The 11,767-nt window shown below is 51.5% G+C and carries 7 protein-coding genes and 1 other annotated feature; all 7 genes read left to right on the forward strand.

The genetic code is table 11. The features are described 5' to 3' along the window. Positions 1 to 28: 28 nt before the first annotated feature. The 7 genes from hemL to DFP94_RS14120 all read left to right on the forward strand — a co-directional run bounded on the left by hemL (position 29) and on the right by DFP94_RS14120 (position 11,666). A complete protein-coding gene (gene hemL / locus DFP94_RS14090) occupies positions 29 to 1,330 on the forward strand; it encodes a glutamate-1-semialdehyde 2,1-aminomutase (RefSeq protein WP_114497092.1) in 1,302 nt (433 codons plus the stop codon). Between the two features lie 8 nt (positions 1,331 to 1,338). Continuing rightward, positions 1,339 to 2,235 carry an RluA family pseudouridine synthase gene (locus DFP94_RS14095; RefSeq protein WP_245954821.1) on the forward strand — a complete coding sequence of 299 codons (897 nt, stop codon included), beginning with the start codon at positions 1,339 to 1,341 and terminating at the stop codon, positions 2,233 to 2,235. Positions 2,236 to 2,410: 175 nt separating this feature from the next. Further along, on the forward strand, positions 2,411 to 3,775 hold the full coding sequence (locus DFP94_RS14100) for a LysM peptidoglycan-binding domain-containing protein (protein ID WP_114497093.1): 1,365 nt from the start codon (positions 2,411 to 2,413) through the stop codon (positions 3,773 to 3,775). Between the two features lie 155 nt (positions 3,776 to 3,930). Then, positions 3,931 to 4,201: a binding site (T-box leader), on the forward strand. A gap of 138 nt (positions 4,202 to 4,339) precedes the next feature. Further along, positions 4,340 to 7,012: a valine--tRNA ligase gene (locus DFP94_RS14105; RefSeq protein ID WP_114497094.1), complete on the forward strand. Its 2,673-nt coding sequence runs from the start codon at positions 4,340 to 4,342 to the stop codon at positions 7,010 to 7,012. Positions 7,013 to 7,142: 130 nt separating this feature from the next. Further along, positions 7,143 to 8,519 carry a bifunctional folylpolyglutamate synthase/dihydrofolate synthase gene (locus tag DFP94_RS14110; RefSeq protein WP_114497142.1) on the forward strand — a complete coding sequence of 459 codons (1,377 nt, stop codon included), beginning with the start codon at positions 7,143 to 7,145 and terminating at the stop codon, positions 8,517 to 8,519. 8 nt (positions 8,520 to 8,527) lie between these two features. Continuing rightward, positions 8,528 to 9,904: a UDP-N-acetylmuramate--L-alanine ligase gene (gene murC, locus DFP94_RS14115; RefSeq protein ID WP_114497095.1), complete on the forward strand. Its 1,377-nt coding sequence runs from the start codon at positions 8,528 to 8,530 to the stop codon at positions 9,902 to 9,904. Between the two features lie 427 nt (positions 9,905 to 10,331). Beyond that, positions 10,332 to 11,666: an SPOR domain-containing protein gene (locus tag DFP94_RS14120; RefSeq protein ID WP_181873148.1), complete on the forward strand. Its 1,335-nt coding sequence runs from the start codon at positions 10,332 to 10,334 to the stop codon at positions 11,664 to 11,666. The last annotated feature ends 101 nt before the right edge of the window (positions 11,667 to 11,767 follow it).

Genomic DNA, 11,767 nt, shown 5'->3' on the forward strand with positions numbered 1-11,767 from the left:
CCCATCAACGGACAAGGAGAGGGTTTTGATGAGTGAAAAGATCGGTCGCCGCGGCGAGGAGTTATCCAAGCAGGCTTTCGAGGAAGCGAAACAATTTTTGCCGGGCGGCGTGAATAGTCCGGTTCGGGCTTATAAATCGGTTGGCTTAACACCAGTTTATATAGAACGGGGCGTAGGCTCGCGGATCTATGATATCGACGGGAATGAGTATATCGATTATGTCGGCTCTTGGGGTCCGCTTATTATGGGCCATGCCCACCCGGAAGTGGTCTCAGCGCTGCAAGAGACGACTGCCAAGGGGACGAGCTTCGGCGCTCCCACGTTGCTGGAGACGAAGATGGCCAAGCTGGTTGCCGAGCGTGTTCCGTCGATCGATGTAGTCCGGATGGTCAATTCCGGGACGGAGGCGACGATGAGCGCGATCCGGCTGGCGAGAGGTTATACGGGCCGGAACAAAATATTGAAGTTCGAAGGTTCCTATCATGGCCATGCGGACAGCCTGCTGATTAAGGCCGGGTCCGGCGTGGCTACACTGGGTCTTCCCGACAGCCCGGGTGTGCCGGAAGGGGTAGCGGCAAACACGATCACCGTCCCCTACAACGATCTGGAATCCGCGGAGCTGGCCTTTCAGCGGTTCGGCACGGAGATCGCGGGCATAATAGTGGAGCCCGTGGCCGGAAATATGGGCGTCGTTTCGCCTCAGCCGGGCTTTCTGGAAGGTCTGCGCCGGTTGACGACGGAGCACGGAAGCCTGTTGATTTTCGATGAAGTGATGACCGGCTTCCGGGTTCATATCCACTGTGCCCAAGGCCGTTTTGGGGTTACCCCGGATCTGACTTGCCTCGGGAAAGTGATCGGCGGAGGACTTCCTGTCGGAGCCTATGGCGGCAAGCGCGAAATTATGGAGCAGATCGCACCGAACGGACCGATTTATCAGGCCGGAACGCTAAGCGGGAACCCGCTGGCCATGACGGCCGGATTCTCGACGTTGTCGCTGCTGACTCCGGAAGTTTATGACCGTCTGGAAGTCTTGTCGGCAAAACTTGGTGCCGGATTCGCGGCCAATGCCAAGGAAAAGGGGATTCCTTACACGATTAATCGCGTTGGATCCATGGTGTGCCCATTCTTTACGGATTCGGAAGTGATTAATTTCGAAACGGCCAAGAGCAGTGATCTGGATCTGTTCCGCCGCTATTTTGCCGCGATGATTGAAGAAGGCATCCATATTGCACCATCCCAATTCGAAGGGATGTTTGTTTCCGGGGTTCATACCGAGGCTGACATTGATGCAACGATTGAGGCGCACCGCCGTGCGCTGCAAAAGCTGTGAGTACCGGGATGAACGGACAGAAGCGCGGCGAGTGGCTGGAACTCATGCCGGGCAAGCTGAATCCGCCGGAACAGGGGGGCCGCTATGAAGCGGCCCTCATTTGGCTTGAACGCGTTTTCGGCTTCCCGCCAAAATTGCAGCGGTCCCTTGACGCGGAAGGCGGAATCAAGCTGGCAGGAGATCGTCTCCGACTGCGGTTGTTCCCGCCTAGTACTTCGCAGTACGAGCCGGTAGATCGCCCCGTAGAGATACTGTACGAGGATGATTTCTCCCTTGTTGTACATAAACCCGCCGGCATTAAAATCCATCCGGACGGAGTGAACCCGGAGCCTTCGCTTGCCAATCTGGTATCGGCAATCTATTCGCAGCGGGGCGAGCCGGTAGCCCCCGAACATATCCACCGTCTGGACGAATATACATCCGGGCCGGTACTATACGCCAAAAATACTTATGCCCAGCTTAAACTGGACGCTGCCATGGCGCGAAAGGAAATCGGCAGGGTTTATGTGGCGCTGGCGGAAGGAATCGTGAATCCTTCCCTCAGCAGCATTAACGAGCCGATCGGCAGGGACCGTCATCATCCTTCGCGCCGTCGCGTGTCTCCGTCAGGTAAAGAAGCTAGGACACGGGTGGAACTCCTGGAGACTTATTCGAAGGCCAGCCTGGTACGTCTCATTCTCGAAACCGGGCGGACCCACCAGATCCGCGTTCATCTGAGCCATGTCGGTCATCCGTTGATCGGCGATGCATTATATGGCGGAAGCACCCGTTATTTGCCGTATCAGGCGCTTCACGGGGAAAGCCTGGCCTTCCCGCATCCTTTAACCGGTGAGACCGTTCATGTAAGTGATCCCTGGCCGGCGGAGTGGGACAAACTTCGGGCCAAATTGCTTGACGCGCAGTAACAAAGTAACGTGGAATTTCGCCCGCCGGGAACATCGAATGCTTATTGCTTTTATGGTGAAAAAGCAGGCATGCACTCTTTTTTCAAGCATATAGATAAAAACGAGCGATGATTTGGACCATGCAGTTTTCTGGATACAAAATCATGTTTGTATATGCTGAAAGGAGGCAATATTTTTGGCGGATCAATCCTACGGTCTGAGGTTCGATATTTATGAACGAGTACATTTGTCTGAAAATGTGGTAGGGATCGACGAACTGGAAGAAATTGAACTGTTCCCGAAAATTCAGGTCATCCCCGGGGAAGAATATGCTTCGCTTCGCGGTCACTTGTTGCTGTCTGGACTTTATCGGGGCGGGGGCGGTACGCAAGAACTGGAACACTGGATTCCAGTGGAGATTACGATTCCGCTCAGCCGGGTCGGCAAACTGGAGGATATCGCGGTTGAGATCGAAAATTTCGATGTCGACCTGCTCAGTGCCCGCAGCCTGAACATTACGGGCGTTTTGTCCCTGCAAGGAATTGAAACCTCGTCGCTGACCGTGGAGGCGGAGGAGTGGAAGGACCGTGAATTTGTGGCGTCCCACGAGCCTTTCGCTGATTATCGCGGCGATGGGCAACCCGAGAGTAAGTTTTCAATCAGAGAAGGATTGGACGCTGAAACTCTTGAACGCAGTTATACCGAACATTTCCGTACCTGGGAGAAAGAAGCCTTGCCGGAATTGAGCGATACGGACGAGCAGCAAAGCATATTGACTTGGAACGATAGCGCATCCCCGCTTTTTGCCCAGTCCGTTTTGGCGGACAAGGAGGCGGAGGAGCTGGAGGAGAATCCGGCTGCCAACGAAGCCGATTTCTCGAATGAAGATCACTTTAAGAACCGGGATCAAGAACTCCAATTTGCAGAAGAGCAGCAATCCTGGTTTAAAGAAGAACAGCAGTCATGGTTTAGAGAAGAAAGTCGCCCTTCGGTAGCGGTTTCGGAGATTGCCCTGGATGATTTGGCGGACCAGGTTCAGACCGAAAGGGAAGAAGCGTCTCCATTCTCCGGAGAAACACCGTTTCAGTTTGAAGCGGATGCCCCTGTTTTCTCCGAATTAGAGAAGGAAGAAGACGTACTATCCGGGGATGACAGTCAAGATACCGAAATCCGTCCCGGGGTGGAAGAGAAGAAAGAGCTCAAAATTGCCCTTGGCAGCAAAAAGAGCGGAGACAGCCCGCAGGAAACCCAATTCGGCATCAGCAAACTGTTGTCCACGCATCGTACGGATACTGAATCCGGGCATATTTTGCAGGAAGATCAGAGCGCCGTTTTGACGGCGGAACAAAGCGATGGAGAAGAAGTCCGCTGGAAGAGCTTGTTCATCGGAAATACGGAGGATCAGACGCCATTCCGCAAAGTCAGACTGGTGATTGTCCAGCGTGAAGAGACATTGGATGAGATTGCGGAGCGGTATCAGCTCAGCTCCCGGGAACTGCAGCTTTATAACCGTCTGTCGGAGCAACATATATCGGAGGGACAGGTGCTTTACATCCCTTAATTATTACTGCTTATGTTAAAAAGCTGCACGCTGAATGTGCGGCTTTCTTTATTATTGTCCTCTGTAAGCGACAGTTGTCTATTTTCGATCCCTTTTGTTGACTCATGAAGGTATTCAAGCTATTATGATAAAGATAAACTCAAAAATTCTTTATTGTAAAGACTTGGAATGGGAAGAGTAGGCAGTGAACCCTTCAGAGAGCGGAATTGTTACGCTGGAAAATTTCGCAGGACACAGCTGTCCGAAGTCGCCCGGGAGTCGTCCGTTTGATCCGCAGATATGTAGGTTAGAACGGGCCGGCAGCAGCCGTTATCTGTTTGAGTGTCGCATGTGAAAATTCACCTGATCCCGGAAATTTGGGATATAAAGAATTGAAGCCTGCGAAACAAAGGTGGTACCGCGAAAGATAAGCCTTTCGTCCTTTGAGACGAGGGGCTTTTTTGTGTTTTTTGCCTTCGGTAATCGATATGCAGGCTGACCAGCCTGCCCTGCTCCCAGTAGCTGCACCCTTCATGGATATCGCCTACCGCCTAGGTCATTTAATTGTTACGGAGGTTTGATACAATGACAGAAAACCATGAACAATCCCAGTCGGCCGAGATGCCGACCACGTACGATCCGAAAGCGGCCGAGCAAAAATGGTATCGCTATTGGATGGAAGGCGGCTTTTTCAAGGCCGGAAAAAAACCGGAGGCAGAGCCTTTTACGATTGTGATCCCGCCGCCCAATGTGACCGGCATGCTGCATATCGGCCATGCGCTGGACTGCACGCTTCAGGATATTTTGATCCGTACGAAGCGGATGCAAGGTTATGATGCGCTTTGGCTTCCGGGATCGGACCATGCCGGGATCGCCACCCAGACCAAAGTGGAACAAAAGCTTCGCGAAGAGGGCGTGACACGTTACGATCTCGGACGCGAGAAGTTCCTTGAGAAGGTTTGGGAATGGAAAGATAAATATGCGGCTTCCATTCATGAGCAGTGGGCTAAAATGGGCTTTTCCCTTGATTATTCGAGGGAACGGTTTACCTTGGATGAAGGCCTTTCTTTGGCGGTACGCGAGGTGTTCGTCAAGCTCTATGAAAAAGGCTTGATCTACCGGGGCAAGTACATTATTAACTGGGACCCGGTTGCCCGCACGGCGCTATCCGATATTGAAGTGGAATATAAAGAAGTTAACGGCTATTTGTATCACTTGCGGTACCCGCTTAAAGACGGCAGCGGTTTTATTACGGTTGCCACCACGCGGCCCGAAACGATGCTTGGCGATACGGCGGTAGCCGTTCATCCCAAGGATGAGCGTTATAAGGATCTGGTAGGCAAAATGCTCGTTTTGCCGATTACCGGCCGGGAAATTCCGGTCATTGCAGACGATTATGTCGATAAGGAGTTCGGTAGCGGGGCCGTGAAAATCACGCCGGCGCACGATCCGAACGACTTTGAAGTAGGCCTGCGCCATGAGCTGCCGCAAATCATCGTGATGGATGAGAGCGGTACGATGAACCAGGAAGCGGGTAAATATCAGGGGCTCGATCGAAGCGAATGCCGCAAGCAAATCGTTAAGGATTTGCAGGAAGCGGGCATTCTGGTTCGTATTGAGGACCATGTCCATCAAGTAGGGCACAGCGAACGGACAGGAGCTGTAATTGAACCGTTTTTGTCAACACAATGGTTCGTAAAAATGAAGCCGCTGGCTGAAGCTGCAATCGCCTCCCAAAAATCTGGCGACGGCGTTCAGTTCGTACCGGACCGCTTTGAAAAAACGTATCTTCATTGGATCGAAAATGTCCGCGACTGGTGTATCTCCCGGCAATTATGGTGGGGGCACCGCATTCCGGCCTGGTATTGCGAAGCGACCGGGGAAATGGTCGTTGCCCATGATGAGGCGGAAGCCAAGGCCAAGCTGGGACGGGATGATATAAAACAGGATGAGGATGTTCTCGATACCTGGTTCAGCTCCGCTTTATGGCCTTTCTCGACACTCGGCTGGCCTAACGAAGAGAGCGAAGATTTCAAGCGCTATTTCCCTACAAGCGTACTGGTTACGGGGTATGACATCATTCCGTTCTGGGTCTCCCGCATGATCTTTACCGGATTGGAGTTTACAAAATCGATTCCGTTCAAGAATGCCTTGATTCATGGCCTGGTTCGCGATAGTGAAGGCCGCAAAATGTCCAAATCGCTGGGCAATGGGGTCGATCCGCTAGAAGTAATCGAGAAGTACGGCGCCGATGCGATGCGATATATGCTCTCGACCAGCAGCACGCCTGGACAGGATCTTCGCTTCCATTGGGAACGCGTAGAGCAGGCTCGTAACTTTGCCAATAAAATCTGGAATGCTTCCCGTTTCGCATTGATGAACCTGGAAGGTGTCACGATCGAAGACATTGATATCAGCGGCGATCTGGCAACCGCCGACCGCTGGATTCTGCACCGGTTCAATGAAACGACAAGAGAAATCACCCGATTGATCGATGCCTACGAATTCGGGGAAACCGGTCGTCAGCTGTATAATTTTATCTGGGACGATCTCTGCGATTGGTATATCGAGTTTGCCAAATTGTCGCTCTATGGAGAGGACGCAGCCGCTAAACGCAAAACCCAATCCGTACTCGCATACGTGCTGGATCGCACACTGCGGCTGATCCATCCGTTCATGCCATTTATTTCCGAGGAAATATGGCAGCATTTGCCGCATCGTGGCGAATCGATTACGCTGGCCGAATGGCCGAAGTACGATCCTGCGCTTGAAGCTCCGGATGCTGTACAGGAAATGAGCCTGCTTGTCGACGTCATTCGCGCCGTTCGGAATATCCGTGCGGAAGTGGGCGTTCCGATGAGTAAAAAAATCGAATTAATCGTTAAACCGGCATCTGCTGAATTGCTGCAAATCGTAAATCAGAATGCGCACTATATCCGCCGTTTCTGCAACACGTCTCAATTTGAGGCTTCCTTAGAGGCGGCAGTACCTGGTAAGGCGATGTCCGCCGTGGTTACCGGAGCGGAATTGTATTTGCCGCTCGCGGGTTTGATTGATATCAGCCAGGAAATTGCACGCCTTGAAAAAGAGGTTGAACACTTGAACAAAGAAGTGGAACGCGTGGAGAAAAAGTTGGCTAACGAAGGATTCGTCTCCAAGGCTCCGGCCAAGGTGATCGAAGAAGAACGCGCCAAAATGGCGGACTATTCCGGCAAGCGCGATATCGTATTGGCCCGGATTAGCGAACTGAAAGGCTAAAGCCCTCGGGTCACTCTTCCTTTCCGGCTGAGATCAAATGTCCGATATTAAGGACAACGATCTCGGCCGGACCTTACTGTGTTATGAGACGATGTTTTTTATTCCAACAATTCAAATGAAGGTGAAAGTGATGGGGGCTCATAAAGAACAGAGCGAAGAAGTGTCGTTGCAAAGTTACGGCGAGGCTGTCGATTGGATTAACGGGCTGATTCCGTTCGGAATTCGTCCGGGATTGGAACGGATCCATTTGTTAATGGATCGTTTGGGCAATCCGCAGCGGAGGCTGAAATTCATACATGTGGCCGGGACAAACGGCAAAGGATCATCCTGTGCTTTTTTAACCCAAACGCTGCTCGAATGCGGGTATAGTGTTGGGACGTACACCTCCCCGTATATCACCAAATTTACGAACCGGTTTCAGTTCAATGGAGAAGATATTCCGGAGGAAACGCTATTGTCCCTGACAAATCGGTTGAAGCCGCTTGTTCTGGAAATCGCCGGAACCGAACTTGGTTCTCCGACGATGTTTGAAGTTAGCACGGCAGTCGCCATCCTTTACTTTGCCGAAGAATGCTACCCGGATGTCGTGGTATGGGAGACAGGTCTTGGGGGAAGGATGGATGTAACCAACATTGTGACGCCGATCGTTTCGCTGATTACGAATATCGGATATGATCATACGGATGTCCTTGGAGATACAATCGAACAAATCGCTACCGAAAAGGCCGGGATTATCAAGCCAGGCGTTCCGGTAGTCAGCTGCGTGGAACAAACCGAGGCGATTGGCATATTGAAGGATACGGCGGCTAAGCAGAACAGCAGTCTATATTTGATGGGCGAGCAATTCACCTTTGATCGGCTTCAAGTTAGCGACCGGGGGCAAGTCATGCTGTTCCGCGGACCTTTCCGTGAGTTCGAGCTGCAGATGAGGATGCTGGGTGAGCATCAATGCAAAAACGCGGCCGGAGTCATGATGGTGCTTGAAGTGCTGCGTCAATATATGGCTTTTGTGCTGGAAGATGAGACGGTGTCATCCGGGTTTAAAACTACCTTTTGGGCAGGACGCCTGGAGCAGGTGTCGGATGAACCTCGCATCGTCCTTGATGGAGCGCACAATCCGGAAGGTGCGGAGACGCTTGCCAAGAGCATTCGGGAAACTTTCCGGTACCGGAAGCTGAATTTGATGATGGGGATGCTGGCTAATAAGCATCATCATGCCTACTTGCAGCATATATTACCTATAGTGGATACACTTATACTGACCGAGCCCGATTTTCGCCGTAAACTGGATGCGGAAGCACTGTACGATCTTGTCCAGGAACTGAAAGACGCCAAGGCGAAACCTGAGTTGGATATTATTGTGGAACGTGACTGGAGAAAGGCTCTTTCGCTATTGGAGTCACGGACGGAACGGGAAGATCTTGGGGTAGTCACCGGCACGCTGTACATGATTTCGGATGTGCGGGCAACTCTTTTGCATCAAACCGATTCTGAAAAAGGCTGGTGAACTATAAATTGTTAAATACGACTGAACAACATGTGCATTTTATCGGTATCGGAGGGTATGGCATGAGTGCCATTGCCCGCGTGATGCTGGAGATGGGTTATACCGTAACCGGATCGGACGTGGCTTCCCAGGAATTGACGGAGAAGCTGGCGGCTAAAGGAGCCAAAATCTATATCGGCCATACAGCGGAGCATGTCCATGGCGCCGATTTGGTGGTTTATTCAACCGCACTGCCGCAGGATAACGTGGAACGCTTGGAAGCCCAGGAGCAAGGGATCCCGATTTTGCACCGTTCGCAGATGCTGGCCAGACTGCTCAACGAACGTCATGGGGTGGCTGTTGCCGGAGCGCACGGCAAGACTACGACATCTTCGATGATCGCGCTTGTCATGGAACAGTGCGGGACCGATCCAACCTATATTATCGGCGGAGAGATTATGGACATCGGGACGAACGCCAAAGCCGGACAAGGGAAATTTGTTGTGGCCGAAGCGGATGAAAGCGACGGATCGTTCCTTCAATACCATCCCTATCTAGGGGTTGTTACGAATATCGAAGCCGATCATCTGGAAAACTACGGCGGCGATTTTGGTCGCTTGAAGGAAGCTTACGTCCAGTTTTTTAATCAGATCAAGCCGGAAGGTAAAGCTGTGATCTGCGGAGATGACGATAATATCAGGGAATTGCTGCCTAACCTTAAATGTCAAAGTATTACTTACGGCATTGAATCGGACTGTGATTATACGGCAGAACAAATCAAGCTTGGGGACCGCCATGTGAAGTTTACGTTGATGCATGGGAAGCAGGAGCTAGGCGTAGTTGAGCTGTCTGTCCCGGGGAGACATAATGTATATAACGCTATGGCTACAATTATCGTATGTCTCGAAGCCGGCATTCCTTTTGCAGAGATTACCGCAGCCATTGCCGGATTTCATGGAGCAAAGCGCCGGTTCCAGGTGCTGGGTGAAAAAGGCGGGATCCTCATTATCGATGACTATGCGCATCATCCGACGGAGATTGAAGCAACGATTGCCGCAGCAAAAGCAACCGGCAAGCGAATCATCGCCGTATTCCAGCCTCAACGCTATACGCGGACGTTCTTCTTGCTGGATGCGTTCAGCCGGGCGTTTGGCGGGGCGGATGAAGTGATTATCACGGATATTTACTCGCCGGCCGGCGAGAAACAAATCGAAGGGGTCAACTCCTCCAAACTGGTTGAATTGATCAAGGAAAACAGCAATGCGGGAGCCAAGTATTTTCCTACTAAGCAGGATGTCATAGAGGAACTCCAAGGCCGGCTTCAACCGGGAGATCTTGTTCTGACGATGGGAGCCGGGGACATTTACAAGGTTGGATACGAACTGGCTAAGAAGATGTCCAACTAGTACCTGTCCCCAACTAGTACCTGTCCGTTTATAAATGCTGCGTGCGTACGGCTTGGCTGCTGGTCGGAGTATCCGGGTGCAATTAGCTGGGAAATATACAGTTAATTTTGTGCTTTTCCACGGAATTCCGAAATTAACTGGAAATTATCCAGCTAATTTGCTGTTGTTACCTGTAAATCAGCAATTTCGGTTGAATTAGCTGTAGGTTTTCCAGCTATATGAGCCTACCAAAGCAGAATAAGCAATTTAACTGGATAAAAACCAGCTAATTTTACCTCTGATAGTATCTTTGTCTCGCATTAATCATTTGCTATAGGATTCAATATAGAAAACCTCGTTAATGCGAGGTTTTTCTTATGGGCTGGCATATAAGCCGCTCTCAGTTCATATTGTATTTTTAGAAGAATGGACAAGGAGCGTGCGGACAGTGAATAAGGCCAAAATGACTTTCCGGTTTGACGACCAAGGACGGCAGACCCCGGATCATCGACAAACTCCGCAAGAGGAGCAGGCACAGCAGGAATGGCAAACTCCGCAGGAGGAGCGGGTTCGGCATAAGTGGCAAGCTTTGCAAGAGGGGCAAACCCCTCCTAATCGCCAAGGTCCTCAAGGCGGGCAAACCCCGCCCGAGCGGACGCTATATGCGGTGCCTGCACCGGAGCGAAGAGCGGCGGAGATTCCTTTAGATGACCCGGTGGTCGGACATGTGCATAATGACAGGGGAAAGAGTAATGTAGCAACGACAAAGGGAATAGCAATGGAATCGGATTTGTACCGGGAAGAGCATGGGGAGCCGATTCCCCCGGGGCAAAGCTACCGCCCGGTGGAGATGACGGATGATTGGGGAGATCCTTTTACGGACTATACGGGAACCGGAGGGACGATTTTGCCGTCCTATACCGCTGTCCGCGAGCATCGTACGTCGTGGTGGAAGGTTGCGGGTTCCCTGACCGGAGCCATAGTTACGGGTGCTTTGTTCGGTTTTGTGGTCTTGTCCATGTTCAACGGGGAAGTGACCGTACCTATCCCTGGAATTTCCGTCCCTAATCAGACTTCGGCGGGAGAGTCCGTCACGGATGTTCCTGTTTTAGGTCCAATTATCGGATTGGATGATACGGAGTCTTCCGCTGGCATGAAAGTCAATATCGCGTTACCTCCGCAAAGCTATTATTTCCTTCAGTACGGCGTGTTCAGCACGGCGGAAGGGGTGGAGCTCGCACAAAAAGAATTGCAAAATTCAGGAATCGCCGCGGCCAGAGATACCATTGACGAGAAGCGGGTTTATGCCGGGGTCTCCTCCGACCGGGAGCAAGCCAAGTTACTCAGTAGCCAACTTAAGACGGCCGGGGTTCATCTCATTTTGCATGAACTATCACTGCCATCGTCGGCGGAGATCGTGTTCGACGGAGACGTGACACTGCTTGAACGGTATTTTGCCGAAAGCGCCGAACTGGTCGGTTTGCTCGGTTCCCTGTCGGCTTCTCGACTTGTTGAAGCTACTCCACAGGCACTAGCGATCGAGGAGATTGAAGACCTTCGGCAGAAGCATCAATCCTGGACGGAAAGTGCGGCGATCGTCCGCGGTAAGCAGCCGGAGGAATTTGCCTCCGGGGCCGGCGAAATGGAAAAGGCGATGAACAGCGCCGTAGAGGCTATGGCTGAATATAACAAAAAACAAGTTAAAACGTTGCTCTGGGAAGTTCAGGATGAGGTCATGAGCTTTATTTTGGCAGAGCAAAAAATGGTGGGTACGGGAGGCTGACCGGAGGCATCACGTAACAAAACGGCAGGGGATTGGTAATACTTCCCCTTGTCGTTTTTGTGTTTGTATTGAGGCAGAATAAACCTTATAATAATGAAGTG

This window comes from Fontibacillus phaseoli (assembly GCF_003337355.1).
In the GTDB taxonomy this organism is placed as follows: Bacteria; Bacillota; Bacilli; order Paenibacillales; family Paenibacillaceae; genus Fontibacillus; species Fontibacillus phaseoli.

Bases quoted from the DNA above. Each gene is read 5' to 3' on its own strand.
- DFP94_RS14110 (WP_114497142.1), top strand. From the start codon at position 7,143: ATGGGGGCTCATAAAGAACAGAGCGAAGAAGTGTCGTTGCAAAGTTAC.
- DFP94_RS14095 (WP_245954821.1), top strand. From the start codon at position 1,339: ATGAACGGACAGAAGCGCGGCGAGTGGCTGGAACTCATGCCGGGCAAG.
- hemL (WP_114497092.1), top strand. From the start codon at position 29: ATGAGTGAAAAGATCGGTCGCCGCGGCGAGGAGTTATCCAAGCAGGCT.
- DFP94_RS14105 (WP_114497094.1), top strand. From the start codon at position 4,340: ATGACAGAAAACCATGAACAATCCCAGTCGGCCGAGATGCCGACCACG.